Here is a 22,107-nt window from a genome sequence, read left to right as displayed (position 1 = left end):
GCTGGTGAAACAGCACCATTACTCAGAAATTGGTTGCCGCGGCCCCTACAGGTGCTCGCGATACTGCTTATCGGTCATCTCTTTAATGTCCCATTGTGTCAGGTGCGCCAGCATCGCCAGCCGCGCCTGTTCGGGCACCACGCTCAGCCAGTCGGCGCGCTGGCGGCGCACAGCACTGAAGTAGCGCTGATAGAACTGTCTGGATAAGAAAGCTTTCATGATTACGCCCTCCCCTTTCATTGATGAAAATTATCGGCGTAATATAGGGAAAGAAAAATTGACGAGTTGAGGCAGGAGCGTTCCTCTTTTATGTCCACGTCCCGATTGCAGCAGCAGTTCATCCGTCTGTGGCAGCGCTGCCACGGTGAAACCACCGACACTACGCTGCAGGCGCTGGCGGAGGTGCTCAGCTGCTCGCGGCGCCACGTGCGCTCCCTGCTGAGCGCCATGCAGCGGGAAGGCTGGCTCACCTGGCAGGCGGAGTCGGGGCGCGGCAAGCGTTCGCGGTTAACTTTCCACTACACCGGCCTGGCGCTGCAGCAACAACGGGCCGAGGAGCTGCTGGAACAGGACCGCATCGATCAGTTGGTGCAGCTGGTGGGCGACAAAAACGTGGTGCGCCAGATGCTGCTGTCGCAGCTAGGGCGCAGCTTCCGACAGGGGAAACACATCCTGCGGGTGCTCTACTACCGGCAGCTGTACAACCTGTTGCCCGGCTCGGCGCTGCGGCGTTCGGAGACCCATTTGGCGCGCCAGATCTTCAATGGCCTGACGCGCATAAATGAGGAAAACGGGGAACTGGAGTCCGATCTGTCTCACCATTGGCAGGCGCTGACCCCGCTGCACTGGCGGTTTTACCTGCGCCCGGCGATCCATTTTCATCATGGCCGCGAGCTGGAGATGGCGGACGTCATCACTTCCCTCTCGCGTCTGACCTCGCAACCGCTGTTCTCGCATATCGAGAGCGTCACCTCGCCGACGCCGTTCGTTATCGACGTGCAGCTGCGCAGCCCCGACCACTGGCTGCCCTGGCTGCTGGGCAGCGTGCAGGCCATGATCCTGCCGCGCGAATGGCGTGAACTGCCGGATTTCGCCCGCCATCCGGTCGGCACCGGCCCCTACCGCATGGTGCGCAACCATCCCAGCCAGATGAAGATCCACGCCTTCGACGACTATTTTGGCTACCGGGCGCTGATCGACGAGGTGAACATCTGGGTGCTGCCGGAGTTTTCCGAAGAGCTGGTGCACTCCGGCGTGCAGCTGCAGGGCGATGAAACCGGCAACAGCGAGCTGGAAAGCCGGCTGGAAGAGGGTTGCTATTTCCTGCTGTTCGATCAGCGTTCACCGCTGGCCGTCGACCCCGCCATTCGCAGTTGGCTGTGCGAATTGATCAACCCCATTTCGCTGCTGAGCCACGCCGGGCCGCTCTACCAGCGCTATTGGTCGCCGGCGTACGGCCTGCTGCCGCGCTGGCACCACAACCGCACGCTGGCGCAGCAGCCCAAGCCCGCGGGCCTGACCGAACTGACGATGACCCACTTCAATGAACATTCGGAGTTTCACGCCATTCGCCAGGCGATCGAACCGCTGCTGGCGCAGCACGGCATCCGTCTGATCGTGCAAAGCGTGGATTATGCCACCTGGCACCAGGGCGACGCGCGCAGCGATCTGTGGCTCGGCAGCGCCAACTTCTATCTGCCGCTGGAGTTTTCGCTGTTCGCCACGCTGTACGAACTGCCGCTGATGCAGCATTGCATGAACGAAGATCTGGCGCAGGACGCAGCGCTGTGGCGCGCCAACCGCTTGCCGCTGGCCGAGTTCTGCCAGCGTCTGGTCAGCAACCACCAGCTGCATCCGCTGTTCCACCACTGGCTGCAGCTGCACGGCCAGCGCAGCATGCGCGGCGTGCGGATGAACACCCTCGGCTGGTTCGACTTCAAGTCCGCCTGGTTTGCCCCGCCGGAGGCATAAGCGCCTTTCGCCCGGGTCGGTTAATCTTTACAATAGCGCCGTCTCAACGGGGTGCGGTAAGTCGGGCCGCGTGATAAGCCCGATTTTCCGCTGAGAGCACACCCGTCGAACCTGATCCGGTCAATACCGGCGGAGGGATTTGAGCCCAGCGAACCGGCGACGCCGCCTCGCCCCCTCAGATGCCCTTGCCCCCTTATTTTTCAGGAGTGCAACGTGGTCAAAACATTTCTGCCCTGCTTATTGCTGCTGTGTGCCGCGCCGGTGTTGGCCAAGCCGACGCTGACGGTTTACACCTACGATTCCTTCGCCGCCGACTGGGGCCCAGGCCCGGCGGTGAAAAAAGTCTTTGAAGCCGAGTGCGACTGTGAACTGAAGTTCGTCGCGCTGGAAGACGGCGTCTCGCTGCTGAACCGCCTACGCATGGAAGGCAAGAACAGCGCCGCCGACGTGGTGCTGGGGTTGGACAACAACCTGTTGCAGGCGGCGCAGCAAACCGGCCTGTTCGCGCCGAGCGGCGTCGACACCGCCAAACTGACGGTGCCGGGCGGCTGGCAGGACGCGACCTTCGTGCCATACGACTACGGGTACTTCGCCTTCGTCTACAACAAAGAAAAACTGAAGAACCCGCCAAAAAGCCTGCAGGAGCTGGTCAGCGGCGATCGCAACTGGAAAGTGATCTACGAAGATCCGCGCACCAGCACGCCGGGCCTCGGCCTGCTGCTGTGGATGCAAAAAGTGTATGGCGACAAGGCGCCGGCCGCCTGGCAGCAACTGGCGAAGAAAACCGTCACCGTCACCAAAGGCTGGAGCGAAGCCTACGGCCTGTTCCTGAAGGGCGAAGGCGATCTGGTGCTCAGCTACACCACCTCTCCGGCCTATCACCTGATCGAAGAGAAAAAAGATCTCTACGCCGCCGCCACGTTCAGCGAAGGGCACTACCTGCAGGTGGAAGTGGCGGGCAAGCTGAAGGCCGCCAAACAGCCTGAGCTGGCGGAGCGTTTCATGCAGTTCATGGTGACACCGGCGTTCCAAAACGCCATCCCGACCGGCAACTGGATGTACCCGGTGATCAACACCCCACTGCCCGTCGGCTTTGAGCAGATGAACGTGCCGCAGACCGCGCTGCAATACAGCGCCGAAGAGGTGGCCAAACAACGCGGCGGTTGGATCCGGGCATGGCAAACCGCCGTCAGCCGCTGATCCCCCGCTGGCTCTGGCCGGGGCTGTTGGCCGCCGGCGTGATCCTGCTGGTCGCCGCGCTGGCGATGGGCTCGCTGTGGCGTCACGCGCCGGACAGCGACTGGCGCGGCCTGTGGCAGGACAGCTACCTTTGGCACGTGGTGCGCTTCACCTTTTGGCAGGCGCTGCTGTCGGCGCTGATTTCGGTGCTGCCCGCCGTTCTGCTGGCGCGCGCGCTCTATCGCCGCCGCTTCCCCGGCCGGCAGCTGCTGCTGCGGCTGTGCGCCATGACGCTGGTGCTGCCGGTGCTGGTGGCGGTGTTCGGCCTGCTCAGCGTCTATGGGCGCCAAGGCTGGCTGGCGACGCTGTGCGGCTGGCTGGGCATCGAATATGGCTTCTCGCCCTACGGTCTGCAGGGCATTCTGCTGGCGCACCTGTTCTTTAACCTGCCGCTGGCCACCCGCCTGTTGCTGCAGGCGCTGGAGAATATCCCGGTGGAGCAGCGCCAGCTGGCCGCCCAGCTGGGCATGAATGGCTGGCAGCAGTTCCGCTTCGTCGAATGGCCGGCGCTGCGCCGCCAGATCCTGCCGAGCGGCGCATTGATCTTCATGCTGTGCTTCGCCAGCTTCGCCACCGTGCTGTCGCTGGGCGGCGGGCCGCAGGCTACCACCATCGAACTGGCGATCTATCAGGCGCTGAGTTACGACTACGATCTGGGTCGCGCCGCCATGCTGGCGCTGATCCAGTTAAGCTGTTGTCTGGGGCTGGTGTTGATCAGTCAGCGCCTGAGCCAGGTATTGCCGGTGGGGCATACCCACGCCCAGCGCTGGCGCAATCCGGAAGACAGCCTGTGGCGACGCGTCGGCGATTTTCTGCTGATCGCCGCCGCGCTGTTGCTGCTGCTGCCGCCTCTGCTGGCGGTGATCGCCGACGGCGCCAATCAGGCCGTCGTCAGCGTGCTGCGCCAGCCGGTGCTGTGGCAGGCGCTGTTCACGTCGCTGCGCATCGCCCTCGGCGCCGGGGCGCTGTGCGTGGCGCTCACGATGATGCTGCTGTGGAGCAGCCGCGAGCTGAAGCTGCGGCAGCATCTGCGCGGCGGCCAGGCGCTGGAGCTGAGCGGCATGGTGATCCTGGCGATGCCGGGCATCGTGCTGGCCACCGGCTTTTTCCTGCTGCTGAGCGATACAATCGGGCTGCCACAGTCGCCCTATGCGCTGGTGATCCTCACCAATGCGCTGATGGCGGTGCCCTATGCGCTGAAGGTGTTGGAGAACCCGATGCGCGACCTCGCCGAACGTTACAACCCGCTGTGCCTGTCGCTGGATATCCACGGCTGGCAACGGCTGCGGCTGATCGAACTGCGCGCGCTGCGTCGCCCGCTGGCGCAGGCGCTGGCCTTCGCCTGCGTGCTGTCGATCGGCGATTTCGGCGTGGTCGCCTTGTTTGGTAACGAGCATTTCCGTACCCTGCCTTTTTACCTGTATCAGCAGATTGGCGCCTACCGCAGCAACGACGGGGCGGTGACCGCGCTGCTGTTGCTGCTGCTGTGTTTCCTGCTGTTTACCCTGATCGAACGCTTACCGGGGCGCCATGCTGACGCTTGAAAAACTGACCTATCTGTATGAACACCTGCCGATGCGCTTTGATCTGCGCATCCAGCCGGGCGAGCGCGTCGCGGTGCTCGGCCCCAGCGGCGCCGGTAAAAGCACCCTGCTGAGTTTGATCGCCGGTTTTCTGCCGGCGGCCAGCGGCCGGCTGCTGCTGAACGACGAAGACCACACCGCCACGCCGCCGGCCAAACGGCCGGTGTCGATGCTGTTTCAGGAGAACAACCTGTTCGCGCACCTGACGGTGGCGCAGAACATCGGGCTGGGGTTAGATCCCGGTCTGCGCCTGACTGAACAGCAGCGCCAACAGCGGGCGCATATCGCCCGTCAGGTCGGCCTGGAGGAGCACCTGGAGCGCCTGCCGTCGCAGCTTTCCGGCGGCCAGCGCCAGCGCGCCGCGCTGGCGCGCTGTTTGATTCGCCAACGGCCGATCCTGTTGCTCGACGAGCCCTTCTCGGCGCTCGATCCGGCGCTGCGCAACGAAATGCTGCAGCTGCTGCAGACGGTGTGCGAACAGCGTAACCTGACGCTGCTGATGGTGTCGCACAACCTCGACGACGCCGCGCGCATCGCGCCGCGCACGCTGCTGGTGGTCGACGGCCGCATCTACTACGACGGCCCGACGCAGGCCCTGCTGGACGGCAGCGCGCCCGAAGCGCGCGTGCTGGGCATCTTGGGTAAAGCGTGATCTGACGCGCGTTTTTTATGCTGCGCCAATAAACCTGTTGTGCGAATTTTGCGCCTGTGCTTTTATAAAAACCTGACTTTTTTTACTGATGATAAGGTTCCCTGTGATCGCATCCTCGCTGACTTCGACCCTACTATTTACCGCGCTACCAGCCGCGGTGGTCGTCGTGCGTGTGGTGGTGGTCGTCGGCAATGCGCCGTAGGGTCCGAATCAACGCATCGATTCCCAAACCCCGCCGGCGCAAACCGGGCGGGGTTTCTTGTTTTAGCACCCTGCCCAGAAAAGCTCACCGGCCTTGAGAAAGGACAGGAACATGGCAACTTCGGGCACGCCTCAGCCGGGCACCCGCTTCACCGGCGCACAATTGATCGTTCATCTGCTGGAGCGGCAGGGCATCACCACCGTCGCCGGCATCCCCGGCGGCGCGGCGCTGCCGCTGTATGACGCGCTGAGCCAAAGCACCCGCATTCACCACGTGCTGGCGCGCCACGAACAGGGCGCGGGCTTTATGGCGCAGGGCATGGCGCGCGCCAACGGCAAAGCGGCGGTGTGCATCGCTTCCAGCGGGCCGGGCGCCACCAACCTGGTCACCGCCATCGCCGACGCCAAGCTCGATTCCATTCCGCTGGTGTGCATCACCGGTCAGGTGCCTTCTTCGATGATCGGCACCGACGCCTTCCAGGAGGTGGACACCTACGGTATTTCCATCCCAATCACCAAGCACAACCATCTGGTACGCGATATTCGCGAATTGCCGCAGGTGATCGTCGACGCATTCCGCATCGCCGAATCCGGCCGCCCCGGCCCGGTCTGGATCGATGTGCCGAAAGACGTGCAGACCGCCACCATCACCCTGGAGGAGCTACCGCCGATCGCCGTGCAGGACGCCGCACCGAGCTTCGATCCGGCGCTGGTTTCGCAGGCCGCCGCGATGATCAACCAGGCGCAACGCCCGATCCTCTACCTGGGCGGCGGCATCATCTGCGCCGACGCTCACCGCCAGGCGCTGGAACTGGCCGAACGCGCCGGTCTGCCTACCACCATGACGCTGATGGCGCTGGGGGCGATGCCGGTGGAACACCCGCTGTCGCTGGGCATGCTGGGCATGCACGCGGCGCGCAGCACCAACTTCATTCTGCAGGAGGCCGATCTGCTGATCGTGCTGGGCGCGCGCTTCGACGATCGGGCAATCGGCAAAACCGAGCAGTTCTGCCCTAACGCCGCCATCATTCACGTGGATATCGACCGCGCCGAGCTGGGCAAGGTCAAACAGGCCAACGTGGCGATCCATGCCGACGTCGGCCAGGTGCTGCAACAGCTGCTGCCGCAGATCGACACGCAGCCGCGCAGCGCGTGGCTGAGCACCGTCAATGACCTGAAGCGCGAGTTCCCGTTCAACATGCCGAACGCCGACGATCCGCTGAGCCATTACGGCCTGGTGCTGGCGGCCGCGCGCTGCGTGGACGACAGCGCCATCATCACCACCGACGTGGGCCAGCATCAGATGTGGGTGGCGCAGGCCTATCCGCTGAGCCGGCCGCGCCAGTGGCTGACTTCGGGCGGCCTGGGCACCATGGGCTTCGGTCTGCCGGCGGCGATCGGTGCGGCGTTGGCGGAGCCCGAGCGCAAAGTGCTGTGCTTCTCCGGCGACGGCAGCCTGATGATGAACATTCAGGAAATGGCCACCGCGGTCGAACACGATCTGGACGTGAAAATCATTTTGATGAACAACCAGGCGTTGGGGCTGGTGCACCAGCAGCAAACCCTGTTCTACCAGCAGCGCATCTTCGCCGCCGCCTATCCGAAGCGCACCGACTTCCTGAAGATCGCCGCCGGATTCGGGCTGGATACCTGCGATTTGAACGCCGCGGAAGATCCGCAGGCCGCGCTGGCCGAAGCGATCCAACGCCCGGGCCCCTGCCTGATCCACGCGCTGATCGACATCAACGAAAAAGTGTTCCCGATGGTGCCGCCGGGCGCCGCCAATATCGACATGATTGGAGAATAAGCCATGCTGCAACCACAAGATAAACCCCAGGTGATCCTGGAGCTGGCCGTGCGCAACCATCCCGGCGTCATGTCGCACGTTTGCGGGCTGTTCGCTCGCCGCGCGTTCAACGTCGAAGGCATTCTGTGTCTGCCGCTGAAGGACGGCCAGCAGAGCCGCATTTGGCTATTGGTCGCCGACGATCAGCGGCTGGAGCAAATGATCAGCCAGGTGGAAAAGCTGGAAGACGTGCTGCAGGTGAAGCGCCACAGCGAAGACGTGCGGGTATTTGAACAGCTGGAAGCGTTCTTCCAGTAATACGAAGGGGGCTTACGCCCCCGCAATCATTGCCCGGACAGCACCTGCCACAGCAGGTGCCGATACACCGGCATCAAGGGCTGCTGGCTCAGTAGATAACCGACTGCCAGCGCCGCCAGCCAGCTCAATCCGCACACCACGCGCAGCCGCAGCGGCGTCAGCCAACGGCTCAGCCGATCGGCGCTGCGCTTATCCTCACGCCACCAGCGCCAACTCAGCCACACAGCCAGCCAGATCGTGAGCGCCGCGGCGAGCAGCAACCACTTGAACATCGCGCTGTTGGCGCCTGCGGGAATGTCGATCGCCACGCCCGCCAGGATGCCGGGGAAGAAATAGACCGGCGGCCAGGTCAGGCAACCGATGATATTCGGCAAGGCAAACTTGTACGGCGGTAGATCGAGCATGCCGGCCACCATCGGCACCAGCGGGCGCGTCGGGCCAACGAAGCGGCCGATCAGAATGGTCGCCATGCTGTGCTGGTGCAAGGCGTGTTCGGTTTTGTCGAGCAGCGCTTTGTTCTTCTTCAGGAACGACCAGCGGTGCAAGGGCCCTTTGAAGGCGCGACCGACGAAATAGGAGATCCAGTCGCCGAGCAGGCAGCCGACGATCCCCGCCGCCCAGGCGTAGTAGAAGTCCACCTTGCCGCTGCCGATCAGGGCGCCGATGCTGGCCATCATCACCGTGCCGGGCAGCAGCAGCCCCACCAGCGCCAGCGACTCGAGAAAAGCGACCAGCAGGACGACCATCAGGGTGAAAGCCAGTGACTGGGTGATCAAATCTTGTAAATAGGCTTCCATTACACCTCTGCGGATTATTCGGCCAAACGGGGCCGAGGATTTTCCAGCGGCGCCGCTGGCGAGTCAATCGATGAATTGTATGCGTATTTGGCAGCGCCGAACGCCGATGGACAATGACTGTATAAAAACACATACTATAATTTATCTATATTAGCGCCAAAACCGACATCTCGCTGGATGTCGCGCACGCCGCCCGGCGGAAGACGAAGGGGTTATGACAGCACTGCAACAGGGTTTCCTGCTCACTCGCCACTGGCGCGACACGCCCGCCGGCACCGAGGTCGAATTTTGGCTGGCGACCGACGCAGGCCCGCGTCAGCTGCGCCTGCCGCCGCAAACCTCGGTAGCGTTTATCCCCGCCGAACAAAAGCCGCGCGCGGAACTGCTGCTGCGCGAAGAACGGCAAGTCGAACTGAAACCGCTGGCACTGACGGATTTTCATCACCGCCCGATGCTGGGGCTGTACTGCCGCCAGCACCGTCAGCTCATCAAGCTGGAAAAACTGCTGCGGGAAGGCGGCGTTACGGTCTACGAGGCCGACATTCGCCCACCCGAACGCTACCTGATGGAGCGCTTCATCACCGCGCCGGTGTGGTTCAACGGCCAGGCCAACGGCGGCGGGCCCTTGCTCAACGGCCAGATGAAGCCGGCGCCGGACTACCGCCCGACGCTTAGGCTGGTGTCGCTGGATATCGAAACTACCGCCCACGGCGAACTTTACTCTATCGCGCTGGAAGGCTGTGGCCAGCGGCAGGTCTACATGCTGGGGCCGGCCAACGGCGGCGATGCGCCGCTGGATTTCGATCTGGAATACTGCGCCAGCCGCCCCCAACTGCTGGAACGGTTGAACGCGTGGCTGGAGCGCCACGATCCTGACGCCATCATCGGCTGGAACCTGGTGCAGTTCGATCTGCGGGTGCTGCAAAAGCACGCCGAACGCTACCAGATCCCGCTGCGGCTGGGGCGTGGCGGCAACCTGTTGGAGTGGCGCGAGCACGGCTTCAAACAGAACCACTTTTTCGCCGCTGCCGCCGGCCGCCTGATCATCGACGGCATCGAAGCGCTGAAGTCCGCCACCTGGAACTTCCCCTCCTTCAGCCTGGAATACGTTTCGCAGGCGCTGCTGGGCGAAGGCAAGGCGATCGACAACCCTTATCAGCGCATGGCGGAGATCGACCGACGCTTCGCCGAAGACAAGCCGGCGCTGGCCCGCTACAACCTGAAGGACTGCGAGCTGGTGACGCGCATCTTCGCCAAGGCCGACCTGCTCAACTTCCTGCTGGAACGCGCCACCGTCACCGGGCTGGCGGCCGATCGCAGCGGTGGATCGGTGGCGGCCTTCAGCCACCTCTATATGCCGCGCATGCACCGCCTGGGCTTTGTCGCCCCCAACCTCGGCGAACAGCCGGAGGAACACAGCCCCGGCGGCTTCGTGATGGACTCCCAGCCCGGCCTGTACGATTCGGTGCTGGTGCTGGACTATAAAAGCCTGTATCCGTCGATCATCCGCACCTTCCTGATCGATCCGGTCGGGTTGGTGGAAGGCATGCGCCACCCAAACGACGCCGATTCGGTGCCCGGTTTTCGCAACGCCCGCTTCTCGCGCAGCAAACACTGCCTGCCGGCGATCGTCGAGCAGATCTGGCAGGGGCGCGAAGCCGCCAAGCGCCAGCACAACAAGCCCCTGTCGCAGGCGCTGAAGATCATCATGAACGCGCTGTACGGCGTGCTGGGATCGAGCGGCTGCCGCTTCTTCGATCCGCGGCTGGCGTCGTCGATCACCCTGCGCGGCCACGAGATCATGCGCCAAACCCGCGAACTGATCGAAGCCGAAGGGTATCAGGTTATTTACGGCGACACCGATTCCACCTTCGTGTGGCTGAAACAGCCGCATGACGAGCTGCAGGCGGCGCAGATCGGCCGAGCGCTGGTGCAGCGGGTCAACGCCTGGTGGCAGCAGCATCTGCAGCAGCAGTTCGGGTTGGAGAACGCGCTGGAGCTGGAGTTCGAAACCCACTATTCCCGCTTCCTGATGCCGACCATTCGCGGCGCCGAACAGGGCAGCAAGAAGCGCTACGCCGGCCTGATCGCACGCGCCGGCGGCGAGGAAGAGATGGTGTACAAAGGCCTGGAAACGGTGCGCACCGACTGGACGCCGCTGGCGCAGCAGTTCCAGCAGCAGCTCTATCAGCGCATCTTCAAACGGCAGCCCTATCAGGACTATGTGCGCGACTACGTCGGCAAAACCCTGAACGGCGACTTCGACGATCAGCTGGTGTACCGCAAACGCCTGCGCAGAAAGCTCGACGACTATCAGCGCAACGTGCCGCCGCACGCCCGCGCCGCGCGCATCGCCGACGACTACAACCGCAGCCAGGGGCGGCCGCTGCAGTATCAGAACGGCGGCTGGATCAGCTACGTGATGACCGTCGCCGGGCCGGAACCGCTGGAGACGCGCCATTCCCCCATCGACTATCAGCATTACCTCGAACGCCAGCTGCAGCCGGTGGCAGACGCTATACTCCCTTTCTTGCACGACGACTTCACCACGCTGGTCACCGGGCAGATGGGGCTGTTTTGAGATTGCGCCAGGTTAAGAAAAATCATCCGGTTTTGCAGGTGACGAACGCGCCGCCTTCCATTACCATAGCGCCCTTCCCAAAACTGAACCACGCTTAGCCCTGCCGTCTCACGACGTCTGCATGGCGTGAATGGCTATTGCCCGTCAAATTTAAAACAAACCGGGATTAGCAGACGTTCAGTACAGGTGCCGCGGCCCTTCCCGCCCGGTAACAAGACTTACTTACAAAGAATCGAGCCGACAATATATGCCTTTTACTCTTGGTCAACGCTGGATCAGCGATACGGAAAGCGAATTAGGACTGGGCACCGTCGTGGCGCTGGACGCGCGCATGATTACCCTGCTTTTCCCCGCCACCGGTGAAAACCGCCTCTATGCCAGAAACGATTCGCCGATCACCCGCGTGATGTTCAACCCGGGCGATACCGTCAGCAGCCACGAGGGGTGGCAGCTGCAGGTGGAAGAGGTGAAAGAGGAAAACGGTCTGTTGACCTATATCGGCACCCGCCAGGACACCCAGGAAAGCGGCGTGGCGATGCGTGAAGTCCTGCTGGACAGCAAGCTGACCTTCAGCAAACCGCAGGATCGCCTATTCGCCGGCCAAATTGACCGCATGGACCGTTTCGCGCTGCGTTTCCGCGCGCGCAAATACCAGAGCGAGCAGTATCGCCTGCCGTTCGCCGGCCTGCGCGGCATGCGCGCCAGCCTGATCCCGCACCAGCTGCACATCGCCCATGAAGTCGGCCAACGCCATGCCCCGCGCGTCCTGCTGGCGGACGAAGTCGGCCTCGGCAAAACCATCGAAGCCGGCATGATCATCCACCAGCAGCTGCTGGCGGGCCGCGCCGAGCGCGTGCTGATCGTGGTGCCGGAAACGCTGCAGCACCAGTGGCTGGTGGAGATGATGCGCCGCTTCAACCTCTACTTCTCGCTGTTCGACGACAGCCGCTACGCCGAAGCCAAGCTCGACAGCAGCAACCCGTTCGAAACCGAACAGCTGGTGATCTGCTCGCTGGACTTCGTGCGCCGCAACAAGCAGCGCCTGGAAGAGCTGGCGGACGCCCAGTGGGATCTGCTGGTGGTTGACGAAGCGCACCACCTGGCCTGGAGCGAAGAAGCGCCGAGCCGCGAATATCAGGTGATCGAGCAGTTGGCCGAGCATATCCCCGGCGTGCTGCTGCTGACCGCCACCCCGGAGCAGCTGGGCCAACAAAGCCACTTTGCGCGCCTGCGCCTGCTCGATCCGAATCGTTTCCACGACTATGGCGAGTTTGTCGCCGAGCAGCAGAAATACCGCCCGGTGGCCGACGCCGTCACCCTGCTGCTGAGCGGTGAGCGCCTGGCCGATGACAAGCTGAACCTGCTGGGCGAGCTGATCGACGAGCAGGACATCGAACCGCTGCTCAAAGCCGCCAACAGCGAAGGCGACAACGCCGAGCAGGCGCGCCAGGAGTTGGTTTCCATGCTGATGGATCGCCACGGCACCAGCCGCGTGCTGTTCCGCAACACCCGTAACGGCGTGAAGGGCTTCCCGCACCGCAACCTGCACCAGATCAAGCTGCCGTTGCCGACCCAGTACCAGACCGCGATCAAAGTCTCCGGCATTATGGGCGCCAAGAAGTCCGTCGAAGCGCGCGCGCGTGACATGCTATACCCGGAGCAGATCTATCAGGAATTCGAGGGCGAAAATGCCACCTGGTGGAACTTCGACCCGCGCGTCGAGTGGCTGCTGGACTACCTGCTGGCCAACCGCAACGAAAAAGTGCTGGTGATCTGCGCCAAGGCCGACACCGCGCTGCAGCTGGAGCAGGTACTGCGCGAGCGTGAAGCGATCCGCGCCGCGGTGTTCCACGAAGGGCTGTCGATCATCGAGCGCGACCGCGCCGCCGCCTACTTCGCCTCCGAAGAGGAAGGCGCGCAGGTGTTGCTGTGTTCCGAGATCGGCTCCGAAGGCCGCAACTTCCAGTTCGCCAGCCAACTGGTGATGTTCGATCTGCCGTTCAACCCGGATCTGCTGGAGCAGCGTATCGGCCGTCTGGACCGTATCGGCCAGATGCACGATATCCAGATCATGGTGCCTTACCTGGAACACACCGCACAGGCGGTGCTGGGGCGTTGGTTCCACGAGGGGCTGGATGCCTTCGAACACACCTGCCCGACCGGCCGCACCATCTACGACAGCTGCTACGAGCAGTTGATCGGCTATCTGGCCGCGCCGACCGAACAGGAAGGCTTCGACGAATTCATCCACGCCTGCCGCCAGCAGCACGATCAGTTGAAAGCGCAGCTGGAACAGGGCCGCGACCGACTGCTGGAGATGCACTCCAACGGCGGCGACAAAGCCCAGGCGCTGGCCGCCGCCATCGCCGAGCAGGATAACGACGTCAACCTGGTGGGCTTCGCGCTCAACCTGTTCGACATCGTCGGCATCAATCAGGAAGACCGCAGCGACAGCCTGATCGTGCTGACGCCGTCTGACCATATGCTGGTGCCGGACTTCCCGGGCCTGCCGCAGGACGGCTGCACCGTCACCTTCGACCGCGATCAGGCGCTGTCGCGCGAAGACGCGCAGTTCGTCAGTTGGGAGCACCCGATCATCCGCAACGGCCTGGATCTGATCCTGTCCGGCGACACCGGCAGCTGCGCGGTATCCCTGTTGAAAAACAAAGCGTTGCCGGTCGGCACCCTGCTGGTTGAGCTGGTCTACGTGGTGGAGGCCCAGGCGCCGAAACACCTGCAGCTGACGCGCTTCCTGCCGCCGACGCCGATCCGCATGCTGATGGACCGCAAGGGCACCAACCTGGCGGCTCAGGTCGAGTTCGAAAGCTTCAACCGCCAATTGAACGCAGTCAACCGCCACACCTCCAGCAAGCTGGTCAACGCCGTGCAGCAAGACGTGCACGCCATGCTGCAGCAGGCGGAAAGCCTGGTGGAAGCGCAGGCGCGCACGCTTATCGAACAGGCGAAGCAAGAGGCGGACGACAAGCTGAGCGCCGAGCTGGCGCGTCTGGAAGCGCTGAAGGCGGTCAACCCGAACATCCGCGACGACGAAGTCGAAGCGCTGGAGTTCAACCGCCGTCAGGTGCTGGCCAACCTCAATGAAGCAGGCTGGCGCCTGGACGCCATTCGTCTGGTGGTGGTCACCCACCAGTAACCGGCGCGACGCGGGGAGGCAGCCGCCTCCCCGTTCGGCCCTTTTCGCGGAGCCAAGATGGAACCCTACAATCCCCCGCAGGACCCGCTGCACATCCTGTATCAGGATGAACACATCATGGTGGTCAACAAGCCCAGCGGCTTGCTGTCGGTGCCCGGCCGCGCGCCGGAAAACAAAGACAGCCTGATGACCCGCATTCAGGCCGATCACCCGGCCGCCGAATCGGTGCATCGGCTGGACATGGCCACCAGCGGGGTGATCGTGGTGGCACTCAACAAGGCCGCCGAGCGCGAGCTGAAGCGTCAGTTCCGCGAACGCGAACCGAAGAAATCCTATATCGCCCGCGTTTGGGGGCATATGGCGCATGACGAAGGGTTGGTGGACTTGCCGCTGATCTGCGACTGGCCGAACCGGCCGCTGCAAAAGGTGTGTTTTGACACCGGCAAAGCGGCGCAAACGGAGTATCGGGTGCTGTCACGCGACGCCGACGGCAGCACCCGCGTGATGCTGACGCCGATCACCGGCCGCTCGCACCAGCTGCGGGTGCACATGCTGGCGCTGGGGCACCCAATCCTCGGAGACGGCTTCTACGCCCCGCCGGAGGCCAAGGCGATGGCGCCGCGGCTGCAACTGCATGCGCAAGAGCTGCGCATCACCCATCCCGCTTTTCAGACGCCGATGCACTTTCGCGCCGAGCCGGATTTCTAAGCGCATCACCCAGGGATACCCTAAATAATTCGAGTTGCAGGAAGGCGGCAACTAAGCGCAGCCCCGGGAACGTACAAAAAGTACGTGACCGGGGTAAGCGCGGGCAGCCAACGCACCTGCAGCTCGAAGTATGACGGGTATCGTTATTTGAAGCCTTTCTCGCGTTTGATCAGGTCGTACGCCGCCTGAATCTCCTGCGCTTTCTGCTTGGCCATTTCCATCATCTGCGGCGGCAAGCCTTTCGCCACCAGCTTATCCGGATGGTGTTCGCTCATCAGCTTACGGTAGGCGCGTTTGATGGTGGCGGCATCGTCGCTGCTGCGCACGCCGAGCACCTTGCACGCGTCGTCGAGCGTCGGGCCGCGCTGAGCCTGCTGATAGCCACCCTGCGAATACCCGCCCTGCTGACCGCCGCCGAACTGGCGCCCGCCCTCCATCATGCTGAGGAACTGGTCAAACTGCGCGCGCGAAATGCCCAGCTCTTCGGCGATGACGTACAGCACCTGACGTTCGTTCGGGTGCAACGAGCCGTCGGCGAACGCCGCCTGAATCTGAATTTCCAGAAACATCCGAATCAGATCGAAGCGGCCAAAACAGATGCTGCGGAACTGCTGCAGCGTCTCACGCAGCGGGAACTGGCTCTGTTTGCCCTCGCGAAACGCCTGCTGCGCCGCGGTGCGCGCTTCGCCGTGCAGTTGCAGGCGATCCATGAACAGGCTGGCGATCTGGATATCCGCCTCGGTAACGCGTCCTTTGGATTTGGTCAGGTGGCCCATCACCTGAAAAGTGGTGCGGAAAAATAGCGTTTGCCGCGTTTGCTGGTCGGTGAAGAACCCCCGGCTGCGCTTGTTGCTGCGCGCCGTATCGATCATGTGACCGATAATCAGCCCCAGAACTACACCCCAGAATCCCGCGCCAGACCAGATGGCGACGATGACGCCGAGCAGTTTTCCCCAATACTGCATATACTCCTCAATTATCATGCCGAAAGCCGCCGTCCCCCTTCGCTTCAGGAAAGGGTGCAGGCGATTTTTCCTAGAATTTGGATTATCATACCTGTCATTTATCTTTGCGCCTAACGACGACGCAAGTAAACGGCTGGATTTAGCACTAGCGCAACGCAGATGAGTAATATAGTCTCTGACCGTTTGCCGGACATGACGCCTCTGATGACGGAACACCAAAACCGCGTATGAAAAAAAGTTTCCCAACACTGCTGGCCACGATGATTTGGACGGCACTCTACAGTCAGCATGCGCTGGCTGATCTGGCCGAGCAATGCATGCTTGGCGTTCCCGTTTACGACAAGCCTTTGGTCAGCGGCGATCCGAACAGCCAACCGGTGACCATCAATGCCGATGACTCGCGCGCCGACTACCCGAAAAGCGCGCTGTTCAGCGGCAACGTGCATGTCGAGCAGGGCAACAGCACCCTGACCGCCAAAGAAGTTGAGCTAAACCAGACGCAAAACCCGGGCCAGGCGGAGCCGGTCCGCACCGTCACCGCCACCGGCGACGTGCACTACAGCGACAATCAGATCAAACTGAAAGGCCCGAAGGCCTGGTCGAACCTGAACACCAAAGATACCGATGTCTATGAAGGCGACTACCAGATGGTAGGCCGTCAGGGGCGCGGCGACGCCGACAAGATGAAAATGCGCGGCGCCAACCGTTACACCATTCTGGAAAACGGCACCTTTACCTCCTGTCTGCCAGGTGATGACAGCTGGAGCGTGGTCGGTTCAGAAGTGATCCACGATCGCGAAGAGCAGGTGGCGGAAGTATGGAACGCCCGCTTTCGCATCGGCGGCGTGCCGGTGTTCTACAGCCCGTACCTGCAGCTGCCGGTCGGCGACAAGCGCCGTTCCGGCTTCCTGATCCCGAACGCCAAGTACGGCAGCAACAACGGCTTCGAGTTCATGTTGCCGTACTACTGGAACATCGCGCCGAACTACGACGCCACCATCACGCCGCACTATATGTCCAAGCGGGGCCTGCAGTGGCAGACCGAGTTCCGTTATCTGGTGCAGCCGGGCCTCGGCCTGATGGAGTTCGACTGGCTGCCGGACGACAAGGAATACGGCAAAGACAATGACGACAGCAAACGCTGGCTATTCTACTGGAACCACAACGGCGTCATGGATCAGGTGTGGCGCTTCAACGTCGACTACACCAAGGTCAGCGACTACAAATACTTCACCGATCTGGACTCCAAATACGGCTCCACCACCGACGGCTACGCCACGCAGAAATTCAGCCTCGGCTACGCCAACGAGAACTGGAACGCCACGCTGAGTTCCAAGCAGTTCCAGATCTTCGACACCACCGACCGTACCCGGTCTGACACCTATAAGGTGCAGCCGCAGCTGGATCTGAACTACTACAAAAACGACCTCGGCCCGTTCGATTTCCATATTTACGGCCAGGCGGCCAAGTTCACCAGCGTCAACCCGTACAGCCCGGACGCCACCCGTCTGCATATGGAACCGACGCTCAACCTGCCGCTCACCAACGGCTGGGCCAGCCTGAACACCGAAGCCAAGCTGATGGCGACCCACTACCAGCAGGATATTCCTGACGGTTTCGCCGCCAACTATGAAAGTCGTAAGAGTACGCAGAACAATCCGGTTACTGCGCCAAACCTCGACAACTCGGTCAACCGTGTGCTGCCGCAGTTCAAGGTCGACGGCAAGCTGGTGTTCGAACGGCCGATGATCTGGGCCGAAGGCGCCACCCAGACGCTGGAGCCACGCGTGCAGTACCTGTACGTGCCGTACCGCGACCAAAGCAACATCTACACCTACGACACCACCCTGCTGCAGACCGACTACTCCGGCCTGTTCCGTGACCGCACTTACAGCGGCCTGGATCGCATCGCTTCGCAGAACCGCGTGTCTACCGGTGTGACCACCCGTATTTATGATGACGCGCTGGTTGAACGTTTTAACGCTTCCGTGGGTCAAATCTACTACTTCAGCCGTTCGCGCACCGGTGACCGGATGACCGGTTACGACAACAACGACGACACCGGCAGCGTGGCCTGGGCCGGCGATACCTATTGGAAAATCGACGATCGTTGGGGCCTGCGCGGTGGCCTGCAGTACGACACCCGCCTGAACAGCGTCTCGCTGGGCAACGGCGTGGTGGAATACCGCCAGGATGCCGAGCGCGTGGTGCAGCTGAACTACCGTTACGCCACGCCGGAATACATCAAAACGGCGCTGAACACCAATGAGATTCCGGCCTACCAAGACGGCATCTCGCAGGTGGGCATCACCGGCAGCTGGCCGATCGCCGATCGTTGGGCGGTGGTCGGGGCGTATTATTACGACACCCGCGCCAAACAATCCGCCGATCAGCTGGTGGGGCTGAAGTACAACACCTGCTGCTGGGCGGTGACCCTGGGCTATGAGCGCAAGGTTACCGACTGGAACAACAGCAACAATACCAGCGTTTACGACAACAGAGTTTCGTTCAACGTCGAACTGCGCGGCCTGAGCAGCGATCATAGTCTCGGTTCCGCAGAAATGCTGCGCTCCGGCATTCTGCCGTATCAGCGTGCATTCTGACGCTTTGCAACACTTTGAAAACGAGAACTTTCACCCGCATTTGCGGATTACATAATGGGAAATGTATGAAGAACTGGAGAACGCTTATTCTCGGATTGGTGGTTTGCGCCAATGCCGCGTTCGCAGCACCCCAAGAAGTGGATAAAGTCGCCGCCGTCGTGGATAACGGCGTGGTACTCGAAAGCGACGTCAACGGTCTGTTGCAGTCAGTGAAGCTCAACGCCCAGCAGGCCGGCCAACAGCTGCCGGACGACAAGACGCTGCGCCATCAGATCATCGAACGCCTGATCATGGATAACATCCAGCTGCAGATGGCCAAGAAAATGGGCATCACCGTGTCCGACGCCGATCTGGACAAGGCGATCGCCAATATCGCCGCACAAAACAAGATGAGCGTCGATCAGCTGCGCAGCCGTCTGTCGTACGAAGGGTTGAACTACAACACCTACCGTTCGCAGATCCGCAAAGAGATGCTGATCTCCGAAGTGCGTAACAACGAAGTGCGCCGCCGCGTCACCATCCTGCCGCAGGAAGTGGACGCGCTGGCCAAACAGGTGGGCGCGCAGAACGGCAGCGACACCGAAATGAACATCAGCCACATCCTGATCCCGCTGCCGGAGAACCCGTCGCAGCAGCAGGTCGACAAAGCCGAAGAGCTGGCCAAACGCCTGGTGGGCGAAATCAACAGCGGCGCCGACTTCGGCAAGCTGGCGATCACCTACTCCGCCGATTCTCAGGCGCTGAAAGGCGGCAATATGGGCTGGGGCAAACTGCAAGAGATCCCGACCCTGTTCGCGGAACGTCTGGTGAGCGCCAAGAAAGGTGACGTCGTCGGCCCAATCCGTTCCGGCGTCGGCTTCCACATCCTGAAGGTGAACGACATTCGCGGCGCCAGCCAGTCGGTGTCGGTCACCGAAGTGCACGCCCGTCACATCCTGCTGAAACCTTCGGTGGTGCTGACCGACGATCAGGCGCGCGCCAAGCTGCAATCCGTTGCGGAAGCGATCAAGAGCGGCCGCGCCAAGTTTGCCGACGAAGCCAAACAGTTGTCGCAGGATCCGGGTTCCGCCATGCAGGGCGGCGATCTGGGCTGGGCTTCCCCGGACATCTACGATCCGGCCTTCCGCGATGCGTTGCTGAAGCTGAGCAAGGGTGAAATCAGCGCGCCGGTCCACTCTTCCTTCGGTTGGCACCTGATTCAGCTGCTGGATACCCGTCAGGTGGATAAGACCGACGCCGCGCAGAAAGATCGCGCTTACCGCATGCTGTTCAACCGTAAGTTCGCCGAAGAGGCGCAGACCTGGATGCAGGAACAGCGCGCCCAGGCTTACGTGAAGATCCTCGATGGCAGCGATGCACAGCAATAAACGCGTCGTCATTACCCCCGGCGAACCCGCCGGGGTAGGGCCGGATTTGGTGGCAGCGCTGGCGCAACAGGATTGGCCTGTTGAGCTGGTGGTGTGCGCCGATCCGGCCCTGCTGCTTGAACGCGCCCAACGTTTGGGCCTGCCGCTGACGCTGCGCGACTACCAGCCGCAGCAACCGGCCAAGGCGCAACGCGCCGGCACGCTGACCGTGCTGCCGGTCCCGCTCGCTCACCCGGTCACCGCCGGGGAGCTGTACGTCGGCAACAGCGCCTACGTGGTGGAAACCCTGGCGCGCGCCTGCGACGGCTGCCTGAACGGCGAATTCGCGGCGCTGATCACCGGCCCGGTGAACAAGGGCGTGATCAACGACGCCGGCGTGCCGTTTATCGGCCATACCGAATTCTTTGCCGATCGCAGCCGCTGCGATCGCGTGGTGATGATGCTCGCGACCGAAGAGCTGCGCGTGGCGCTGGCGACCACCCACCTACCGCTGCTGGCGGTGCCGGGCGCCATCACGCAACAGAGCCTGTTCGAAGTCATCCGCATCCTCGATCACGATCTGAAAACCAAATTTGGCATCGCCCAGCCGCACATTTACGTTTGCGGTCTGAACCCCCACGCCGGGGAAGGCGGCCATATGGGGCACGAAGAGATAGACACCATCATCCCGGCGCTCGACGCGCTGCGCGCTGACGGCATCCATCTTGTCGGCCCGCTGCCGGCGGACACCCTGTTCCAGCCCAAATATCTGCAAGATGCCGATGCGGTGCTGGCGATGTATCACGATCAGGGGCTGCCGGTGTTAAAATACCAAGGGTTCGGCCGCGCGGTGAATATCACCCTCGGTTTGCCTTTCATACGCACCTCGGTCGACCACGGTACCGCTCTGGAACTGGCCGGCACCGGCACCGCCGATGTCGGCAGTTTCCAAACGGCCCTGAATCTCGCCATTAAAATGATAATTAATTGTAATGAATAACAGAGTCCACCAAGGGCACTTTGCCCGCAAACGCTTTGGACAAAACTTTTTAACCGATCAGTTTGTCATCGATAGCATTGTCTCCGCCATTCACCCGCAGCCGGGCGAAGCGGTGGTCGAGATCGGCCCCGGCCTCGGCGCACTGACCGAGCCGGTCGGCGCGCGCATGGACCGCATGACGGTGATCGAACTGGACCGCGATCTGGCCACCCGGCTGGAGAACCACCCGCGGCTGAAAGACAAACTGACCATCCACCAGCAGGACGCCATGACGGTGAATTTCGCCGAACTGGCCGAGGAAGCTGGCCAACCGCTGCGCGTATTTGGTAACCTGCCGTACAATATTTCGACGCCGCTGATGTTCCACCTTTTCAGCTATACTCAGGCAATCCGCGACATGCACTTTATGTTGCAAAAAGAGGTGGTCAACCGTCTGGTGGCCGGCCCGAACAGCAAGGCCTATGGGCGTTTGACCGTAATGGCGCAGTACTACTGCAACGTCATTCCGGTGCTGGAAGTGCCGCCGACCGCGTTCGCGCCGCCGCCGAAGGTCGATTCCGCCGTGGTGCGTCTGGTGCCGCACAGCGTGCTGCCGAACCCGGTGGGCGACGTGCGCATGCTGAGCCGCATCACCACGCAGGCGTTCAACCAGCGGCGGAAAACCATCCGCAACAGCCTGGGCGACCTGTTCACGCCGGAGCAGCTGACGGAGCTGGGCGTCGATCCTTCGCTCAGAGCAGAAAATATTTCTGTGGCGCAATACTGCAAGCTGGCGAACTGGCTGTCAGCCAATCCGACGCCGCAGCAATAAGGAGTTGTTGTCATGATTGATTCGCCCCGCGTGTGTATTCAGGTTCAGAGCATCTATGTGGAATCACAGTCGATCCCTGAAGAAGAGCGTTACGTCTTCGCCTATACCATCACCATCCGCAATCTGGGGCGGAGCGACGTGCAACTGCTGGGCCGTTACTGGCTGATCACCAACAGCAACGGCCGCCAAACCGAAGTTCAGGGCGAAGGCGTGATCGGCGAACAGCCCGTCATTCCGCCCGGCGGAGAGTTTCAGTACACCAGCGGCGCCATTCTGGAAACGCCGCTGGGCACCATGGAAGGCCATTACGAAATGGTGGACCATCAGGGTCAACCATTCCGCACCGCTATTCCCGTGTTTCGCTTAGCCATTCCAACGCTGATCCATTAATT

18 protein-coding genes and 1 riboswitch are annotated in these 22,107 nt (G+C 62.2%); of the genes, 15 read left to right on the top strand and 3 right to left on the bottom strand.

The genetic code is table 11. The annotated features are described in order from the left end of the window. Positions 1-45: 45 nt before the first annotated feature. Positions 46-219, bottom strand: coding sequence for a glucose uptake inhibitor SgrT (sgrT, locus tag C9411_RS07130; RefSeq protein ID WP_004932838.1), 174 nt, complete (start codon positions 217-219; stop codon positions 46-48). Positions 220-309: 90 nt separating this feature from the next. Here sgrT and sgrR point away from each other — a divergent pair, with 90 nt between their 5' ends. The 7 genes from sgrR (at position 310) to ilvN (ending at position 7,750) form a co-directional block, all read left to right on the top strand. Continuing rightward, on the top strand, positions 310-1,971 hold the full coding sequence (gene sgrR, locus C9411_RS07125) for an HTH-type transcriptional regulator SgrR (RefSeq protein ID WP_063991420.1): 1,662 nt from the start codon (positions 310-312) through the stop codon (positions 1,969-1,971). Positions 1,972-2,008: 37 nt separating this feature from the next. After that, positions 2,009-2,127, top strand: a riboswitch (TPP riboswitch). Positions 2,128-2,184: 57 nt separating this feature from the next. After that, a complete protein-coding gene (thiB, locus tag C9411_RS07120; RefSeq protein ID WP_107226753.1) occupies positions 2,185-3,171 on the top strand; it encodes a thiamine ABC transporter substrate binding subunit in 987 nt (328 codons plus the stop codon). Continuing rightward, positions 3,147-4,754: a thiamine/thiamine pyrophosphate ABC transporter permease ThiP gene (thiP, locus tag C9411_RS07115; RefSeq protein ID WP_063991422.1), complete on the top strand. Its 1,608-nt coding sequence runs from the start codon at positions 3,147-3,149 to the stop codon at positions 4,752-4,754. The genes thiB and thiP overlap by 25 nt, the downstream gene beginning before the upstream one ends. Then, a complete protein-coding gene (gene thiQ / locus C9411_RS07110; RefSeq protein ID WP_107226752.1) occupies positions 4,741-5,445 on the top strand; it encodes a thiamine ABC transporter ATP-binding protein ThiQ in 705 nt (234 codons plus the stop codon). Before thiP ends, thiQ begins: the two co-directional genes overlap by 14 nt. A gap of 88 nt (positions 5,446-5,533) precedes the next feature. After that, positions 5,534-5,647, top strand: coding sequence for an ilvB operon leader peptide IvbL (gene ivbL, locus C9411_RS07105; protein ID WP_369919387.1), 114 nt, complete (start codon positions 5,534-5,536; stop codon positions 5,645-5,647). Positions 5,648-5,758: 111 nt separating this feature from the next. Further along, positions 5,759-7,453 carry an acetolactate synthase large subunit gene (gene ilvB, locus C9411_RS07100; protein WP_107226751.1) on the top strand — a complete coding sequence of 565 codons (1,695 nt, stop codon included), beginning with the start codon at positions 5,759-5,761 and terminating at the stop codon, positions 7,451-7,453. A gap of 3 nt (positions 7,454-7,456) precedes the next feature. Beyond that, positions 7,457-7,750 carry an acetolactate synthase small subunit gene (ilvN, locus tag C9411_RS07095; protein ID WP_016929110.1) on the top strand — a complete coding sequence of 98 codons (294 nt, stop codon included), beginning with the start codon at positions 7,457-7,459 and terminating at the stop codon, positions 7,748-7,750. A gap of 26 nt (positions 7,751-7,776) precedes the next feature. Here ilvN and C9411_RS07090 read toward each other — a convergent pair whose 3' ends face one another. Continuing rightward, positions 7,777-8,547 carry a DedA family protein gene (locus C9411_RS07090; RefSeq protein ID WP_033637083.1) on the bottom strand — a complete coding sequence of 257 codons (771 nt, stop codon included), beginning with the start codon at positions 8,545-8,547 and terminating at the stop codon, positions 7,777-7,779. A 214-nt stretch (positions 8,548-8,761) separates the two neighbouring features. Here C9411_RS07090 and C9411_RS07085 point away from each other — a divergent pair, with 214 nt between their 5' ends. The 3 genes from C9411_RS07085 (at position 8,762) to rluA (ending at position 14,990) form a co-directional block, all read left to right on the top strand. Next, positions 8,762-11,128 carry a DNA polymerase II gene (locus C9411_RS07085; protein ID WP_107226750.1) on the top strand — a complete coding sequence of 789 codons (2,367 nt, stop codon included), beginning with the start codon at positions 8,762-8,764 and terminating at the stop codon, positions 11,126-11,128. Between the two features lie 247 nt (positions 11,129-11,375). Further along, entirely contained in the window at positions 11,376-14,282 is a 2,907-nt protein-coding gene (rapA, locus tag C9411_RS07080; RefSeq protein WP_063991426.1) for an RNA polymerase-associated protein RapA, read from the top strand. 57 nt (positions 14,283-14,339) lie between these two features. Continuing rightward, positions 14,340-14,990: a bifunctional tRNA pseudouridine(32) synthase/23S rRNA pseudouridine(746) synthase RluA gene (gene rluA, locus C9411_RS07075; protein WP_063991427.1), complete on the top strand. Its 651-nt coding sequence runs from the start codon at positions 14,340-14,342 to the stop codon at positions 14,988-14,990. Between the two features lie 143 nt (positions 14,991-15,133). Here the strand turns inward: rluA and djlA are convergent, their stop codons facing one another. Further along, positions 15,134-15,955 (bottom strand): co-chaperone DjlA, encoded by an 822-nt coding sequence (djlA, locus tag C9411_RS07070; RefSeq protein ID WP_015376627.1) that lies wholly within the window; start codon positions 15,953-15,955, stop codon positions 15,134-15,136. 227 nt (positions 15,956-16,182) lie between these two features. Between djlA and lptD the strand changes: the two genes are divergently transcribed. The 5 genes from lptD (at position 16,183) to apaG (ending at position 22,105) form a co-directional block, all read left to right on the top strand. Further along, positions 16,183-18,558 carry an LPS assembly protein LptD gene (gene lptD, locus C9411_RS07065; protein WP_107226749.1) on the top strand — a complete coding sequence of 792 codons (2,376 nt, stop codon included), beginning with the start codon at positions 16,183-16,185 and terminating at the stop codon, positions 18,556-18,558. Positions 18,559-18,623: 65 nt separating this feature from the next. Next, on the top strand, positions 18,624-19,925 hold the full coding sequence (surA, locus tag C9411_RS07060; protein WP_033637077.1) for a peptidylprolyl isomerase SurA: 1,302 nt from the start codon (positions 18,624-18,626) through the stop codon (positions 19,923-19,925). Then, positions 19,903-20,904 (top strand): 4-hydroxythreonine-4-phosphate dehydrogenase PdxA, encoded by a 1,002-nt coding sequence (pdxA, locus tag C9411_RS07055; protein WP_369919386.1) that lies wholly within the window; start codon positions 19,903-19,905, stop codon positions 20,902-20,904. The genes surA and pdxA overlap by 23 nt, the downstream gene beginning before the upstream one ends. Beyond that, complete coding sequence (rsmA, locus tag C9411_RS07050; protein WP_060422426.1) at positions 20,897-21,715, top strand: 16S rRNA (adenine(1518)-N(6)/adenine(1519)-N(6))-dimethyltransferase RsmA; 819 nt, start codon at positions 20,897-20,899, stop codon at positions 21,713-21,715. The genes pdxA and rsmA overlap by 8 nt, the downstream gene beginning before the upstream one ends. A gap of 12 nt (positions 21,716-21,727) precedes the next feature. Then, on the top strand, positions 21,728-22,105 hold the full coding sequence (gene apaG, locus C9411_RS07045; RefSeq protein WP_019455040.1) for a Co2+/Mg2+ efflux protein ApaG: 378 nt from the start codon (positions 21,728-21,730) through the stop codon (positions 22,103-22,105). Positions 22,106-22,107: the final 2 nt, after the last annotated feature.

Source organism: Serratia sp. Nf2 (assembly GCF_003028435.1).
Lineage (GTDB): Bacteria > Pseudomonadota > Gammaproteobacteria > Enterobacterales > Enterobacteriaceae > Serratia > Serratia marcescens_L.
Note: the sequence above shows the minus strand (reverse complement) of the source record. Positions and strands in the feature narration are given on the sequence as shown.